Below are 15,758 nucleotides of genomic sequence, written 5' to 3'. Positions count from 1 at the left end.
ATCTCACCTAGCGTTGAGTTCAACAGTTGATGAGTTTTGGGGAGGTGCGCCATGGAGGACGCGATCGCCGTCCGTGACCTGGTCGTGGACCGGGGCGGGCGGCGGGTGCTGCACGGCATCGACGCGACGGTGCCGCGCGGCGCGGTGACCGGTCTGCTCGGCCCGAGCGGCAGCGGCAAGACCACGCTCATGCGGGCCGTCGTCGGGGTGCAGGTCGTCACGTCCGGCTCGGTGACCGTGCTGGGTCGTCCCGCCGGCGCTCCCGAGCTGCGTCGCCGGGTGGGTTACCTGACCCAGGCGCCGAGCGTGTACGTGGACCTGACCGTCCGCGAGAACGCCCGCTACTTCGCGGCGCTGCACGGGCGCGGCGCCGCCGACGCCGACCGGGCGGTGGCCGACGTCGGGCTGAGCGGGGCGGCCACCCAGCTCGTCGGCACCCTCTCCGGCGGCCAGCGCAGCCGGGCCTCGCTGGCCTGCGCGCTGGTCGGCGAACCCGAGCTGCTCGTGCTCGACGAACCGACCGTCGGGCAGGACCCGGTGCTGCGGGCCGAGCTGTGGGCCCGGTTCCACGCGATGGCGGCGGCCGGCACCACCCTGCTGGTCTCGAGCCACGTGATGGACGAGGCGGCCCGGTGCGACCGGCTGCTGCTGATCCGCGAGGGGCGGCTCATCGCCGACGACACCCCGGACGCGGTCCGCCGGGCGACCGGCGTCGACGACCTGGAGGAGGCGTTCCTCCGGATGATCCGCGCGAGCGAGGCCGGCACGGCCCGACAGGAGGCGTCGTGAACCCCCGGATCCTGGCGGCCACCACCGGCCGCATCCTGCGCCAGCTGCGCCACGACCGGCGCACGGTGGCGCTCCTGCTGATCGTGCCCGCGGTGCTGCTCGCGCTGGTCTACTACATGTTCGTCGACCAGCCGACGCCGCCGGGGCGGCCGTCGACCTTCGACCGGATCGCGCTGGTGATGCTGGGGTTCTTCCCCTTCATCATCATGTTCCTGGTGACCAGCATCGCGATGCTGCGCGAGCGCACGACCGGCACGCTGGAGCGCCTGCTCACCACCCCGCTGGGCAAGCTCGACCTGCTCTTCGGGTACGGCATCGCGTTCGGCCTGGCCGGCGTCGTGCAGGCGACGGTGGCGTCGGCCGTCGCGTACTGGCTGTTCGACCTCGACACCGCCGGCAGCAGCGGCCTCGTGATCCTCGTCGCGGCCGTCAACGCGGTACTCGCCGTCGCGCTCGGCCTGTTCTGCAGCGCCTTCGCCCGCACCGAGTTCCAGGCCGTACAGTTCATGCCGGTCGTGGTCGCCCCGCAGCTGCTGCTCTGCGGGCTCTTCGTGCCCCGGGACGAGATGGCCGGCTGGCTCCAGGCGGTCAGCGACGCGCTGCCCCTGTCGTACGCGGTCGAGGCGTTGCAGGAGGTCGGCGCGCACGCCGAGCCGACCGGCACGATGTGGCGGGACCTGGCGATCGTCGGCGGGGCCGCGGTCCTGGCGCTGGTGCTGGCCGCGGCCACCCTGCGGCGGCGCAGCGGCTGATCCGGCGGTGTCGCCGTCGGGCCCGCCGACGGGTCCGGCGGCGACGGCCGGGACACGGCGACGGCCGGCGGCGACCGGAACGACACGAGCGAAGGGCGGCGATGAGGCGGCGGACCGGACGGCGACCCGGCAACCCGGACACCCGGGCGGCGATCCTGGAGGCGGCGCGCGCCGCGTTCGCCGAGCGGGGCTTCGACGCGGCCTCGATCCGGTCCATCGCCGCCGCCGCCCAGGTCGACCCGGCGCTCGTGCACCACTACTTCGGCAGCAAGGACCAGCTCTTCCTGGCCGCGATGGAGGCGCCGGTCGACCCCCGGGAGGTGCTGCCGAAGGTGCTCACCGGCGACCGCGAGCGCGTCGGCGAGCGACTGGTGCGCACCTTCCTCGGCGTCTGGGACTCGCCGGCCGGCGCGGCCGGGCTGGCCCTGCTGCGCTCGGCGGTCAGCAACGAGTGGACCGCCCGGCTGGTGCGGGAGTTCCTGACCACCCAGGTGCTCCGCCGGGTCCTCGACCACCTCGACATCGACCCGGCGGAGCTGCCGCTGCGCGGCTCACTGGTGGCCAGCCAGCTGGTCGGTCTGGCGATGATGCGGTACGTGGTCCGGCTGGAACCCGTCGCCTCCGCGGCGCCGGAGACGCTGGTCGCCACGATCGGCCCGACCGTGCAGCGCTACCTCACCGGCGACCTGTCGACCTGAGTCGGGGCCGGGCCTTCGCCGCCGGGACCGGCCGCGGGCGGTTCCGGCCCTGGGTTCGGCGTCGGCTGCGGTCCTAGAGCGCCTGCGGGCGCGCCCGGAAGCGGGTCCGGTCCAGTTCCTCCTCCTCCGGGGTGCGGCTGCGGCCGAAGGCGTCCATCCTGCCCCAGCGGCCGGGGATGTTCAGCAGCTCGATACGCCCGATGCCGGTGGGCAGCTCGGGGTCCACGATGAGGTGTTCGCCCTGCGGTTCGAGGCCGAGCAGGACGCGCAGCAGCAGCAGTGGAGTTCCCGTCGACCAGGCCTGCGGGCTGCACGCGGTGGGGTACTCGACCGGGTACGTGGTGCGGGTTCGCGGGTAGCCGGCGAAGGCCTCGGGCAGTCGGCCGTGGAAGTACTCGGCGGCGTCGATGAGCGCGGCGGCGGCGTCGGTGGAGATCACGGTTTCCCGGTGGAAGCGGTCGCGCCGGTAGCACAGCCGGAGCTGGCCCTCCTCCACGATCGCCGCCACCGGCGCCTTCCTGGGCTGCGGGTTCTTGACCTCGAAAGATGTCGGCGAAGTCGCTGCCCATGTCGACGCGCACGGTCAGGTCCACCTCGCGGTCGCCGTGGTTGAGGACGGCGAGGTCCTCGACGAAACTGCCGCCGATCGTCCGGTCGCGGATCACCGACACCTTCGCGTCGACGTAGTGGGTGGGCTCCCCGGGCACGAGGAAGAACCGGCTCTCGAAGTACCGGATGTCGTCGACCGACAGCGCGCGCAGGCGCTCCCCGTCCAGTCTCAGCCGCCACGTGGACAGGAAGCGGGTGTCGTAGGAGAACAGGCCCGTCGGCACGCTCGGTGACGGATCGACGTCACCCCGCCCGTCGCAAACGAGGAAGGTGTTGCCGTCGAGGATGCTGATCGATCTCCTCTCCCGGCGTCACGGGGGCCGTCTTCCGCAGACGCTCCCGCCACACGTGCCCGTGCAGCGCCTGCCGCCGGGCCACCTCCCGTGGGTCGAGCGTGCCGGACGGTGCGGGGAAGAACCGCCGGAACGTCAGGATCAGACGGGGGTCACCCGCGGACGTCGCCTCGTTGCGGAACAGCGCGGCGACCAACGGCGTGTCACCGCGGATCAACCGCTCGAAGAGTTCGTGCGTGGCCGTCATCACCGTGTCTGCGGGCTTCGCCTCCCGCGTGACGACGACCGCGTCGTCGGAGGTCATGTCCACGTGCCAGTGATCGGTGTGACCGCCGTCGACAAGGTCCACGCGGATGCTTCCTCGAATCCGCGGCGGCAACTCCGCACGACCGCGTTGCCCCAGCGCGAGGAAAAACGCATCGACGGCCTCGCCCATAGATCCCCCCACGCACCCCACCGCAGTCTAGGCGGGTGCCAACGCCCCTCGGGGCGGTTTCGAGGACCGTTGCGGGACCGTCGCCGCACGCCCTCGGACGGCGGCAGGAGTGCCTACCGGCGTCGCTCTCCGACGCCGGCGTGCGGGCAGAGCATCGGGTGCAGCAGCCGGGCCAGTTCGGCGTGGTCGGCCACCGGCTGGGGGAAGGCGAGCCGGGCCCGGCGCGGAACGCCCGGCCGTCCGTACGCGACGAGCAGCCCGTACCGGTCGAGCCGCACCACCCGGGGCCCGGCGCCGGCACCACCGTCGACCAGGCCGAGCTGCCGGCACAGGTACGCGGAGAGCTGCTCGGCGTGGTGGACGGCGAGGTCGGCCAGCAGCGCCGCCTCGACCGGGTGCAGCGGATCCGGCTCCGCCTCGGCGTACGCCCCGGGGTCGATCCGCCGGACGGAGCCGGCGCGTTCCCAGCGGGCCTCGACCACCTCGAAGCGGAACAGCCGGAACCGGGTGCCGACGTCGAGCAGGTCACCGGTGGCGTCGACGGCGGCGAAGTCCACCGCCGCCGCCCGCGCCTCGGCGCCGTGCAGCTGCCGGGCCCACCCGGAGACCCAGGCGCGGCCGAGCGCGGGCGCCCCGGCCGCCGGGGGCAGGTCGAGCACGTCCAGGACGGCCGCCACCTCGCAGCCGCCGGCGGTGGGCCGCAGCGCGGCGGCGAGGTCGCTGACGACCGGCACCAGCAGCAGCACCCGGCCGTCGGGGTCGGTGACGTGCCGGACGTGGTGCGGGCCGGGGCGGTGGGCCACGTGGACGAGGCCGGGCAGCCGGCCCGCGACGAGGGTACGGACGATCTCGGCGGGGCTGGGCCGCATGGCACGACCTCCTCAGTAGGTTAGGCTCACCTAACTCGGAGGGTAGAGCACCGACCCGGCCACGTCTACCTGGTCTGCTCCAACCAGGAGGCGTAGAGCAGCCCGTACACCGACTCGGGGTCCCGGACGAGCTCCTCGTGCGGGCCGCGCTGCACGATCCGGCCCCGGTCCACCACGATCACCTCGTCGGCGGCCTGCGCCGTGGAGAGCCGGTGCGCGATGGCGAGCGTCGTCCGGCCCCGGGTCACCGCGTCCAGCGTGCGCTGCAGCCGCACCTCGGTGGCCGGGTCGACCGCGCTGGTGGCCTCGTCGAGCACCAGCAGGTCCGGGTCGGCGACGTACGCCCGGGCCAGCGCGACCAGCTGCCGCTCGCCGACGCTGAGCGCCTCGCCGCGCTCCCCCACCGGCGTGTGCAGGCCGGCCGGCAGCCCGTCCAGCCAGTCGGCCAGCCCCAGCTCCGTGAAGGCGGCGGCCAACTCGTCGTCGGTCAGCTCCGGCCGGGCGAACCGAACGTTCTCCGCGACGGTGGCGTCGAACAGGAACCCGTCCTGCGGCACCATCACCACCCGCGAGCGCAGCGACCCGAACCGGACCTCCCGCAGCGGGACCCCGGACAGCAGCACGTCCCCCTCGGTCGGGTCCATCAGGCGGGTGAGCAGCTTCGCGAACGTGGTCTTGCCGCTGCCGGTCTCGCCGACCACCGCCACCCGGCTCTTCGCCGGGATCTCCACCTCGATGTCGTGCAGCACCGGCGCGCCGCCCGGGTACGCGAACCCCACCCCGGCGAACCGGATGTCCAGCGGCCCCGGCGGCAGGTCGCGCCCCAGCTCGCCCGGGTCGGCGACGTCCGGCGCGACGTCCAGCACGTCGAGCACCCGGCGCCAGCCGGCGATCGCGTTCTGCGCCTCGTTGAGCACCTCGGTGGCGATCTGCACCGGCTGGATGAAGAGCGTGACCAGGAACAGGAACGCGGTCACCTCGCCGACGCTCAGCGTGCGGTCGGCGCCGAGCAGCACCCCGAGCACCACGACGCCGGCGAGGGCCACCCCGGCCGCGATCTCGCCGACCGAGCTGCCCAGGATGCTGATCCGGATGGCCCGCTGCTGGGCCCGCCGCTGGTTGTCGATCGCCTCGTCGAGCCGACGCGCGGTCCGCCCGGCGATCCCGTACGCCCGGATCACCGGCGCGCCCACCACGCTCTCGGCGATCGCACCGAGCAGCGTGCCGGTGCGCTGCCGGACCACCCCGTACGCCCCGGCGAGGCGCCGCTGGATGCGCCGGATCACGAAGACCGCCGGACCGAACGCGGCCAGCACCACCAGGGTCAGCTGCCAGGAGTACGCGAGCATGACCGCCGTGGTCACCACCAGCTGGCCGAGGTTGATCAGCAGGATCACACCGCCCCACTGGAGGAACTGGGTGATCTGGTCGACGTCGCTGGTCACCCGGGACACCAGCGAGCCCCGCCGCTCGGACTGCTGGTGCAGCATCGACAGGTCGTGCACGTGCCGGAAGGCGCGGACCCGCACGTTGGCCAGCGCCGTCTCGCTGACCGTGAACAGCCGGCGCATCATCAGGTAGCCGCACGTGGTGGTGACCGCGAGCACCGCGGCGGTGACGGCCACGACCGTCCACACCACGTCCAGCTTGAGGCCGCCGGCGATGCCGTTGTCGATGCCCTGCTGCACCGCCACCGGCACGGCCGCGCGGCCGACCATGTAGACCAGCGCCAGGCCGAGCGTGCCGGCCAGGCCGACCCGCAGCTCCGGGGAGAGCGCCAGGCCACGCCGCAGCGTCCGCCAGGTCGTCTCGGTCGCCTCCGGTGCCTCCGAGACCGTCACCGGGCCCGCCCTCCGTTCGCGACTGCGGGGCTCGCGAGCTCACTCCTCGCGCTCACCGGGCCCGCCCTCCGTTCGCGACTGCGGGGCTCGCGAGCTCACTCCTCGCGCTCACCGGTCCACCTCCATCTCCAGGCCGGAGGCCAGCGGCGGCGTGACCTCGTCGTCGTACGTGCGCTGCTCGGCCTGCTCGACCTCGGCCTGCTCGTACGCGGTGACCAGGTCGGCGTAGCCGGGGACGGTGGCGAGCAGCTCGGTGTGCGTGCCCCGGGCGATCACCCGGCCCTGCTCCAGGTAGATCACCTCGTCGGCAAGCGCGATGGTCGCCCGCCGGTACGCGACCACGAGGATCGACGCGCCCGGCGCCCCCGGGCTAGAGGCTGTCGAGCGCAGCCCGGCCAGGATCGCGGCCTCCACCCGGGGGTCGACCGCGCTGGTGGCGTCGTCGAGCACGAGGAGGCGCGGCCGGCCGGCGAGTGCGCGGGCCAGGGTGAGCCGTTGCCGTTGGCCGCCGGAGAGCGAGGTGCCCCGCTCGCCGACCCGCGTGTCCAGCCCGTCGGGGAGGGCGGCGACGAATCCGTCGGCCTCGGCCAGCCGCAGCGCCGCCCAGACGTCGTCGTCGCCGATGCCCGGGCGGTCCAGGGTGATGTTCGCGCGGACGGTGTCGTCGAAGACGAACGGCACCTGCGCGACGAGCGCGGCGGTGCCGGCGAGGGAGGCGGCGGTGAGGTCCCGCACGTCGACCCCGTCGATCGCGACGGTGCCGGCGCGTGGGTCGACCAGCCGGACGGCGAGCGAGGCGACGGTGGACTTGCCGGCGCCGGTCGGCCCGACGAGGGCGACCGTCTTCCCGGCGGGCACCGTGAAGCTGACCTCGCCGAGCACCTCCGCGCCGGGCAGGTGCGCCTCGGCCGGTTCGTACGCGAAGTGGACGTCGGCGAAGGTGAGGGTGGCCGGCCGAGGGTCGGCGGGGTCGAGGACCCGGTCGCCGTACGGCATCTCGCCGGTGGCGTCGAGCACCCGCCGGACCCGGTCCCAGCCGGCGACGCTGCGCGGCAGCTCGGCCAGCACCCAGCCGATGGCGCGCACCGGGAACGCCAGCACGGTGAACAGGAACGCCACGCTGACCAGCTCGGCGACGCTGATCGCGCCCTCCCGCAGCCGGAACGTGCCGACCACCAGCACCGCGAGCGTGCCGAGGCTCGGCAGGGTCTCCAGCATCGGGTCGAAGACGCCGCGCAGCCGCCCGACCGACACCAGCGCGTCCCGCAGCTCGCGGGCGCGGGCGCCGAACCGCTCGGTCTCCTGCGCCTCCCGCCCCATGGTCTTGACCACCAGGGCGCCGTCGAAGCTCTCGTGGGCGATGCCGCTCACCTCGGCGCGCAGCCGCTGCGCCCGGGCCTGGCGGGGAGCCATCCGGCGCGAGTAGACCACGTTGAGCGCGAAGAGCGCCGGGAAGACGGCGAGACCGACCAGCGCGAGGGCCCAGTCGGTCACGAACAGCGAGACCACCGCGCCGACCAGCATCACCAGCGTGCCGACGGCGAAGGGCAGGGGCGCGATGGGGTACCAGGCGGCCTCGACGTCGGAGTTGGCGTTGGAGAGCAGGGTGCCGGTGGCGTTGCGGTGGTGCCAGGACAGCGGCAGGTCGAGGTAGCGCCGGGTGACCCGGCGTCGGTACGCGGCCTGGAGGCGGAACTGCATGTAGCCGGCCCCGAGCCGCCGGCCGAAGATGCCGACCACCCGCAGCACGCTGATGCCGAACAGCGCGACGGCGGCCAGGGCGAGCACGCCGACCTCCGCCGACCCGTCCGCGATCGCCGGCACCACCACGTCGCCGACCACCGCGCCGACCACGTACGCGCTGGCGATGACCATCAGCCCGAAGAGCACGCTGCCGGTCACGGCGACCGCGAAGATCCGCGGCTGTTCCCGGATCGCCCGGCCGAGGACGGCCAGTCCCCGCCAGAGCACGTCCCGACTCGTCCCGCTCGCCACGCTCTCCCCCGCCGTAAGCCGCAATTATCTCTCCCATCCTTACGTGTCGGGGCCAGGTCCGCCGACCCGGGCGGGCATGTCCACCGTCACCCCTTCGCCCGGGCCCGGACGGCGGCCGGCGCGGTGGCCGTGCTCACCGACCCGGCCGGAGCCCCGGCGGCGGAGGAGGAGCCGTCCCCCGCCCCGGCCCGCGCCACCGCGGGTCCGGGATCCCGCCCCGCGGGGCGACGGGGCCTACCATCGATGCATGCCGCGGCACGCCCGATCGGAGCGCGAGGCGCTCGCCGATCTCCTGCAGACGCTCGGACCGGACGCACCGACGCTCAACGAGGGCTGGAGCACGCGGGACCTCGCCGCCCACCTGGTGCTGCGGGAGCGGCGCCCGGACGCCGCCGGCGGCATCCTGCTCCCGCCGCTGCGGGGGTACGCGGAGCGGGTCCGCCGCCACATCGCCGCCCGGCCCTGGCCCCAACTGGTCGACCAGGTGCGCCGCCCGCCGGCGTGGAGCCCGGTCAGCAACCCGCTGACCGACGAGCTGGCCAACAGGCTGGAGTTCTTCGTCCATCACGAGGACGTCCGCCGGGCCCGGCCGGACTGGCTGCCCCGCGACCTGCCGGTCGCGCTGCACCGGGCGCTGTGGAAGCGGGCCGCCCCGCTGGCCCGGGTGGCGCTGCGCCGCTTCCCGGCCGACGTGTTCGTGCAGGCCCCTGGGCACGGGGGGCTGTCCGTCGGCCGGGGCGGTGAACCGGTCCGGGTGGTGGGCGCGCCCGGCGAACTGGTGCTCTTCCTGACCGGCCGACAGCGCGCGGCGCGCGTGCAGGTCGACGGGTCGACGCCCCTCGCCGACCGGTTGCGGGGCGCCCGCCTGGGCATATAACAGCCTGTACGCAAACGGTCACACAATATCCCGGGACTCCCTCGCCCCCAACGACCACGGCCGATGCCGTCCTCCCGTACGCTGTGCCGCGCCGCCCGCCCCGGGGCGGCGCGACAGGGGGAGCACCATGCGGACCTTCGCGGTCTCGGCGCTTCACGAGCCGCCCTTCCCTGCCGGACCGCACGCCGAGACGGCGCGTCTGGGTGGGGAGAGCATCGCCTGGGCGCAACGCTTCGGACTGATCACTAGCGGGCAGCGGCTCCGCCGGGCGGACGCCGCCGGCCTCGCCGGGCGCGCCTGCCCCGCCGGTCCGGTCGAGCGGGTCCGCCTGCTGGCCGACCTGATCACCTGGTTGTTCGTCATGGACGACGCCTGCGACGAGGACGGTCTGGGCGCCGCGCCCACCCGACTGGCCCCGACCGTCGCGGCGCTGCTCGACGTGCTGGACCGGCAGGGCGACCCGGGGGCGGCACTGCCGACCGGCACCGGCCCGCTGGGCGACGCGCTGGACGACCTCTGCCGGCGGGTCCGCCAGCACGGCCCGCCCGACCTGCTGCTGCGCTTCACGAGCCAGGTCCGCGACTACCTGCTCGCGCTGCTGTGGGAGGCGGCCAACCGGGAACACGGCCGGATACCCGTTCTCGACGAGTACGTGCAGATGCGCCGGCACACCGGCGCGGTGCAGCCCAGCTTCACCCTCACCGACCTGGCCGCCGGCGGGCTGCCGGAGCCGGGTCGGCGTGCCGACCCGGCCCTGGCCGCCCTCAACCTGCTCGCCGCCGACCTGGTCTGCTGGTGCAACGACCTCTTCTCGTACGGCAAGGAGACCCGCGGCAGCCGGGACGCGCACAACCTGGTCACCGTGCTCGCCGAGGGGTCCGGCGGCGACGAGGCCGCGGCGCTGCGGGCCGCGGCCGACCGGTTCAACGGAGGGCTGGCGGCGTACCTGGAGGCGGAGTCGGCGCTCTGGGCGACCGGGGACGACGTGCTGCGGACGGTCCTGCGCAGTCGGCGCGCCTGGATCCGCGCCACCTACGACTGGTCGCGGACGGCGGCCCGGTACGCCTGACCGGCACGTTCCACCTGGTGGGACGTGGGGCGCGGGCGCAGGGAGGGCTAGCCGATGGCCGGGGGCAGGCAATACTCTTCGGTAACGAACATTGGCGTGACGCCCGTCACGCCACCACCCCCGAAGGCGGCTACAGCGATGGCTCTCGATGTACCGTACCGTTCCATCCCTGACATGTTCCTCAAGCGCGTGGCGGCGAGTCCCGACCGCCGCGCTTTCGGCCACCCGGGCCCGGACGACTCGCCGGTCTGGTTGAACTGGGAGCAGGTGGCCCACCGCGCCAAGGCGATCGCCGCCGGGCTGCACGGCCTGGGCGTCGGTCAGGAGGATCCGGTGGCGATCCTGGCGAACACCCGACTCGAGTGGGTGCTCGCCGATTTCGGCATCATGTGTGCCGGCGGCGCGACCACCACCGTCTACCCCACCACCGAGCCGGAGGACGCGACCTACATCATCGCCGACTCCGGGTCCCGGGTGCTGTTCGCCGAGAACCCGGCCCAGGCCGCGAAGATCGCCGGCGCGGAGCTGCCGAGGCTCACGCACGTCGTGCTCTTCGACGGCGCGGCGGACCCGGCCGCGGCCGTACCGCAGCTCACCCTCGCGGAGCTCGAGGAGCAGGGGGCCCGCGCCCTCGCCGCCGAGCCGGACCTGGTCGACATGCTGGTCGCCGGCATCGGTCCGGACCACCTGGCCACCCTGATCTACACCTCCGGCACCACCGGCCGCCCGAAGGGCGTCGAGCTGCTGCACGGCGGCTGGTGCTGGGAGGGCGTGGCACAGGCCGAGCTCGGGCTGCTGCGCGAGGACGACCTGCAGTACCTGTGGCTGCCGCTGTCCCACTCGTTCGGCAAGACACTGCTCTGCGGGGCGACCCACGTCGGCCTGCCGACGTACGTCGACGGCCGGGTGGACAAGCTCGTCGAGCTGCTCGCGGTGGTCAAGCCCACGCTGATGTGCGGCGCCCCCCGGATCTTCGAGAAGGTCTACAACAAGGCGGTCACCACCGCCCAGGACGCCGGCGGCGCGAAGGCCAAGATCTTCGCCTGGGGCGTCCGGGTCGGCAAGGAGAAGGTCGCCCTGGAGCAGGCCGGCAAGCCGGTCCCGGCCGGGCTGAAGCTGAAGTACACGGTGGCCGAGAAGCTGGTGTTCAGCAAGCTCCAGGCCCGCCTGGGCGGCCGGATCCGGGTGCTCGTCTCGGGCGCGGCGCCGCTCAGCCCCGAGATCGCCACCTTCTTCGCCGCCGCCAACCTGCCGATCTCCGAGGGCTACGGCCTCACCGAGACCAGCGCCGGCAACTTCGTCAACCCGCCGGAGGGGCTCCAGATCGGCAGCGTCGGCAGGGCGCTGGGCGACCTCGAGTGCCGGATCGACACCGACGGCGAGATCCTGATCAAGGGCCGGCCGGTGATGCGCGGCTACCACAACCTGCCCGAGGAGACCGCCGCCGCGTTCACCGAGGACGGGTTCTTCCGCACCGGTGACATCGGCACCCTCGACGAGAGGGGCTACCTGCGGATCACCGACCGCAAGAAGGACCTGGTGAAGACGTCCGGCGGCAAGTACATCGCGCCGTCGCACATCGAGGGCATGTTCAAGGCGACCTGCCCGTACACGTCGCAGGCGGTGGTGATCGGGCAGGCCCGCAACTACTGCACCATGCTGGTCACCCTCGACCCGGACGCGATCAAGGGCTGGGCGGCCGGCACCCCGCTGGAGGGCCGGAGCTATGCCGAGATCGTCTCCTCGCCGGAGGCCCAGGCCATGGTCGACGAGTACGTCGCGCAGCTCAACACCAAGCTGAACCGGTGGGAGACGATCAAGAAGGCCACGATCCTGCCGCGTGACCTGACCATCGAGGACGGCGAGATCACCCCGTCGCTGAAGATCAAGCGGCGCGGCGTGGAGAAGAACTTCGCCGCCGAGATCGACAAGATGTACGAGGGCACGCTCGCCGAGATCTGAGCGGTCCGACCGTCGGCCCCGCACCCCGACCGGGGGTGCGGGGCCGCCGCCGTACCGGGGGTGCGGGGCCGCCGCCGTACCGGGTCACAGGTGGCGGCCCCGCCACGCGGTCTGGTCGGCCTCCGCCGTGACCTGCTCCCGCAGCGCCACCTCCCGCACGTCCCGCCGCAGCTGCGCGTCGACGACGGTCTGCACGGCGACCACCGTGACGGTGGCCAGGGCGAGCACGGAGAGCGCGAGCATCTCTCCCAGCGAAGCGGCCACCGGCACCAGCACGGCGAGCAGCACCACCGCCGTCACCGACGGCCAGCGCACGGTCCCCAGGACCCGGAGGCCGAGCGCGACCAGGCCGAGCAGGTAGAGCGCCACGCCGCCGTAGAGCGTCAGCAGATCCAAGCCGGGCAGCGGCAGCCCCCAGGTCGGCGTGGACGGATCGGCGCCCTCCTCCAACAGGCCCTTGAGGCCGAGCGCGAGCAGGATGATCCCCGCCACCAGCACCAGGTGCAGGTAGGTGTAGGCGTCCCGGGCAAGAGCGGCGCGGACTCCCGGAACCCGGGCCCGGTGCAGCGTCTGCTCGGAGGCCAGCGCCAGCGTGTCGAAGTACGCCCACCACAGGGCGGCCACCACGGCGATGCCGAGCAGCGCCGCGATGATGATTGGCCAGCTCAACGGCAGTCCGGTGATGAAGCCGGGTCCGATCCCGAGGGCGATGATCGTCTCGCCGAGCGCCACCAGGATGATCAACGCGTGGCGCTCCGCCCAGTGCCCGGCGGAGAGCACGGTCCAGCCGGTGCCGGGCAGGACCAGTCCCGACCCGTACTCGACGCCGATGGCGGCGAGCCAGAGCGCGAGCCGGACGACCTGCTCGACGCGGTCTTCGGCGAACCGCTGCGGCAGCACCGCGGCGACGAGGAGGAATCCGGTGGCGACCAGCACCGGCGCCACCGGCAGAAGCCGGCGGAACCGCGAGCGCTCGTACCGGACCATCCAGCCGAAGACCGCCACCTGGCTCACCCGGATCAGGAAGTAGCAGACCGCGAACACCAGCGGCCCCGGCAGGCCGCCGGGGAGTTCCCGGAACGCCTTCGGCATGGCGAGGGCGAACACGAAGGCCGTGGCCGTGGCCGCGAACCCGACGAACGGGACGACGCCCTGGTCCGTACGGACGAGGTTGCCCAGCACCGCGAAGCCGGTCCAGGCCCACCACAGCAGTGCCAGCACCAGCAGGCCCTGAACCAGGCCGCGCACGGTCGGGTTGCCGGCAACGGCCGTGGTGACGTTGAGGAAGGCGAAGACGAACACCAGGTCGTAGAAGAGCTCCAGGCGGGTGGCCCGGGAGCCCGGCGCGCTCGGCTGGACACCGCGCGGCCATGGCGTCCCCCGAACGCTCTCCACCTGCGTAGTCTCTCAGCCGGGGCGGTGCGGGCAGGCGGGATTGACCGACCCAGCGCCCCCGCACATGCCCCCGGTGCCCACCGGCGTGACCGGGGACGCCTCAGGCGATGACGGCCGGCTCCCGCCACTGTGGGCGGCCGGCGCGGTCCAGGTCGTACCGGACGGCGGCGATCCGGCCGACGGCCTCCACCAGGTCCGCGACGGGCAGGGTGAACGGCAGCCGGAGGAAGCGCTCCAGCGTGCCGTCCAGGCCGAACCGGGGACCGGGCGCCAGGCGTACGCCGACCTCCTCGGCGGCCCGGGCGAGGGCGCTGGAGATCGGCCCGTCGAGTTCGGCCCAGAGGGTGACCCCGCCGTGCGGCACGGTCACCCGCCAGTCCGGCAGGCGCTCGGCGAGGGCGCCGAGCAGCGCGTCGCGCTGGGCGGTGAGCTGCGCCTGGCGGGCCGCCACGATCGCCGGGGCCTGGGCGAGCAGGTGGACGGCGACGAGCTGGTCCAGCACCGGGCTGGCCATGTCGACCCCGACCCGGGCGGCGGCGAGGCGCTGCACCTGCGGGGCGGACGCGCGGATCCAGCCGATGCGCAGGCCGCCCCAGTACGGCTTGCTCATCCCACCCACCGTGACCACCCGGGAGTGCCGGTCGAAGCTCGCCGTCGGCGGCGGCACCACCGTGCCGTCCAGCGGCAGGTCCACGAAGGACTCGTCGACGATCAGGTCGGTGCCGACGGCGTGCGCGGTGGCGACCAGCCGCTCCCGCAGCGATGCCGGCATCAGGTGACCGGTCGGGTTCTGGAAGTCGGGGATCAGGTAGGCGAGCTTGGGCCGACCCTGGCGCAGGGTGCCGAGGAGCAGGTCGGCGTCCCACCCGGGCTCGTCGAGGGCGAGGCCGTGGGTGGTGATCCGCGCCCGCCGGGCGGCGAGGGCGGCCAGGGCGTTCGGGTAGCTGGGCGCCTCGACCAGGACGCTGCCGCCGGGGCTGTGCGCGAGCCGGAGGACCAGGTCCAGGGCGTGCTGGGTGCCGCTGGTGACCATGATCTGCTCGGGCGAGGTGGGCAGGCCCCGCTGGGCGTACGCGTGGGCGATCGCCTCCCGCAGCTCGATGATGCCGGTCGGGTGGTATCCGGCCCCGCCCAGGTAGCAGGGCAGGTCCTCGGCGGCGGCCCGGGCGGCGGGCAGCAGCTCGGGCGGGGCGGCCAGCGCGGCGACCCCGAGGTCGATCATGTCGCGGTCGTCGAGTGGGGTCCACAGGCCGGTGCCGGCCATCCGGTGGTTGCCGGGGAGCATGGTCCAGCTGCCGGCGCCCCGCCGGCTGGCGAGGTGGCCGCTCTCCCGCAGCTCCCGGTACGCGGCGGTCACCGTGGTGCGGCTGATCCGCAGGGCCTCGGCGAGCTCGCGTTCGGCGGGCAGGCGTACGCCCAGCGGCAGCCGGCCGTCGGCGAGCAGCCCGCGGACGGCGCCGGCCAGCGCGGCGTAGTCGGGGCTGCGCCGGCGGCCCGGCAGCGCGTGCCACTGGCCGAGCAGCCGGGCCAATTGGGCCCCTCGGACCTGACTCATCATGGCCACTCCCACGATATTGGCTCTTCCCCCTCACCAATTGGCACCTAGGGTGGCATGCGTGGCTGCGATTGGCAATCTCCGGTACCGGCCGGCACGGCGGCTGGCCCAGCTCTACGCCGGGCTCGTCCTCTACGGCGTGAGCATGGCCCTGATGATCCGCTCCGGTCTCGGTCTGGATCCGTGGGACGTCTTCCACCAGGGCGTCTCGGAGCGGACCGGGCTCTCCTTCGGCACGGTGACCATCGCGGTCGGTGCGCTCGTGCTGCTGCTGTGGATCCCGCTGCGGCAGCGGCCGGGCGTCGGCACGGTGAGCAACGTGGTGGTGATCGGCCTGGTGGTCGACGCCACGCTGCCGCTGCTGCCCCAGGAGTTGCCGTTCGCCGCCCGGGTGGCCCTGCTGGTCAGCGGGATCGTCGCCAACGGGGCGGCCACCGGCCTCTACATCGGCGCGCGGCTCGGCCCCGGGCCCCGGGACGGCCTGATGACCGGGTTCGTCGCCCGCCGCCCGCGCTTCTCGATCCGGCTGGTTCGCACGACCATCGAGGTGACCGTGCTGGCGCTGGGCTGGTTGCTCGGCGGCACGGTCGGCGTGGGCACGGTGGCGTACGCCCTGAC

At 74.0% G+C, this 15,758-nt stretch carries 14 protein-coding genes and 1 pseudogene; 7 read left to right on the top strand and 8 right to left on the bottom strand.

The genetic code is table 11. From position 1 onward, the window contains the following. The first annotated feature begins 51 nt into the window (after positions 1-51). The 3 genes from HCJ94_RS10235 (at position 52) to HCJ94_RS10225 (ending at position 2,239) form a co-directional block, all read left to right on the top strand. Positions 52-789 carry an ABC transporter ATP-binding protein gene (locus tag HCJ94_RS10235; protein ID WP_168000744.1) on the top strand — a complete coding sequence of 246 codons (738 nt, stop codon included), beginning with the start codon at positions 52-54 and terminating at the stop codon, positions 787-789. Further along, the gene (locus tag HCJ94_RS10230) at positions 786-1,541 is read left to right on the top strand and encodes an ABC transporter permease (RefSeq protein ID WP_168000743.1); all 756 of its coding nucleotides are present in this window, start codon (positions 786-788) and stop codon (positions 1,539-1,541) included. The genes HCJ94_RS10235 and HCJ94_RS10230 overlap by 4 nt, the downstream gene beginning before the upstream one ends. Positions 1,542-1,642: 101 nt before the next feature. Then, the gene (locus HCJ94_RS10225; RefSeq protein WP_168000742.1) at positions 1,643-2,239 is read left to right on the top strand and encodes a TetR/AcrR family transcriptional regulator; all 597 of its coding nucleotides are present in this window, start codon (positions 1,643-1,645) and stop codon (positions 2,237-2,239) included. A 73-nt stretch (positions 2,240-2,312) separates the two neighbouring features. Here the strand turns inward: HCJ94_RS10225 and HCJ94_RS29590 are convergent, their stop codons facing one another. The 6 genes and pseudogenes from HCJ94_RS29590 to HCJ94_RS10200 all read right to left on the bottom strand — a co-directional run bounded on the left by HCJ94_RS29590 (position 2,313) and on the right by HCJ94_RS10200 (position 8,282). Continuing rightward, entirely contained in the window at positions 2,313-2,747 is a 435-nt protein-coding gene (locus HCJ94_RS29590) for a hypothetical protein (RefSeq protein ID WP_373684235.1), read from the bottom strand. A gap of 91 nt (positions 2,748-2,838) precedes the next feature. Next, positions 2,839-3,072, bottom strand: a pseudogene (locus HCJ94_RS30055) (glycogen debranching N-terminal domain-containing protein); the annotation flags it as partial. A 19-nt stretch (positions 3,073-3,091) separates the two neighbouring features. Next, on the bottom strand, positions 3,092-3,577 hold the full coding sequence (locus HCJ94_RS10215; protein WP_168000741.1) for an SCP2 sterol-binding domain-containing protein: 486 nt from the start codon (positions 3,575-3,577) through the stop codon (positions 3,092-3,094). 113 nt (positions 3,578-3,690) lie between these two features. After that, positions 3,691-4,446, bottom strand: a complete 756-nt coding sequence (locus HCJ94_RS10210) for a DUF2470 domain-containing protein (protein ID WP_168000740.1) — start codon at positions 4,444-4,446, stop codon at positions 3,691-3,693. A 65-nt stretch (positions 4,447-4,511) separates the two neighbouring features. Further along, complete coding sequence (locus HCJ94_RS10205) at positions 4,512-6,287, bottom strand: ABC transporter ATP-binding protein (protein ID WP_168000739.1); 1,776 nt, start codon at positions 6,285-6,287, stop codon at positions 4,512-4,514. Between the two features lie 108 nt (positions 6,288-6,395). After that, entirely contained in the window at positions 6,396-8,282 is a 1,887-nt protein-coding gene (locus tag HCJ94_RS10200; RefSeq protein WP_168000877.1) for an ABC transporter ATP-binding protein, read from the bottom strand. A 247-nt stretch (positions 8,283-8,529) separates the two neighbouring features. Between HCJ94_RS10200 and HCJ94_RS10195 the strand changes: the two genes are divergently transcribed. The 3 genes from HCJ94_RS10195 (at position 8,530) to HCJ94_RS10185 (ending at position 12,190) form a co-directional block, all read left to right on the top strand. Then, positions 8,530-9,159, top strand: a complete 630-nt coding sequence (locus HCJ94_RS10195; protein WP_168000738.1) for a TIGR03085 family metal-binding protein — start codon at positions 8,530-8,532, stop codon at positions 9,157-9,159. A 127-nt stretch (positions 9,160-9,286) separates the two neighbouring features. Continuing rightward, the gene (locus HCJ94_RS10190) at positions 9,287-10,228 is read left to right on the top strand and encodes a terpene synthase family protein (protein ID WP_168000737.1); all 942 of its coding nucleotides are present in this window, start codon (positions 9,287-9,289) and stop codon (positions 10,226-10,228) included. A 138-nt stretch (positions 10,229-10,366) separates the two neighbouring features. After that, positions 10,367-12,190 carry an AMP-dependent synthetase/ligase gene (locus HCJ94_RS10185; protein ID WP_168000736.1) on the top strand — a complete coding sequence of 608 codons (1,824 nt, stop codon included), beginning with the start codon at positions 10,367-10,369 and terminating at the stop codon, positions 12,188-12,190. Between the two features lie 84 nt (positions 12,191-12,274). Here the strand turns inward: HCJ94_RS10185 and HCJ94_RS10180 are convergent, their stop codons facing one another. Next, positions 12,275-13,585 (bottom strand): low temperature requirement protein A, encoded by a 1,311-nt coding sequence (locus tag HCJ94_RS10180; protein WP_168000735.1) that lies wholly within the window; start codon positions 13,583-13,585, stop codon positions 12,275-12,277. Between the two features lie 100 nt (positions 13,586-13,685). Further along, a complete protein-coding gene (yczR, locus tag HCJ94_RS10175; protein WP_168000734.1) occupies positions 13,686-15,143 on the bottom strand; it encodes a MocR-like transcription factor YczR in 1,458 nt (485 codons plus the stop codon). A 58-nt stretch (positions 15,144-15,201) separates the two neighbouring features. Here yczR and yczE point away from each other — a divergent pair. After that, positions 15,202-15,758 (top strand): membrane protein YczE (gene yczE, locus HCJ94_RS10170; protein ID WP_168000733.1); only part of this gene is annotated, 557 nt, incomplete at its 3' end.

Source organism: Micromonospora thermarum (assembly GCF_012034245.1).
Classification (GTDB): Bacteria; Actinomycetota; Actinomycetes; order Mycobacteriales; family Micromonosporaceae; genus Micromonospora; species Micromonospora thermarum.
Note: the sequence above shows the minus strand (reverse complement) of the source record. Positions and strands in the feature narration are given on the sequence as shown.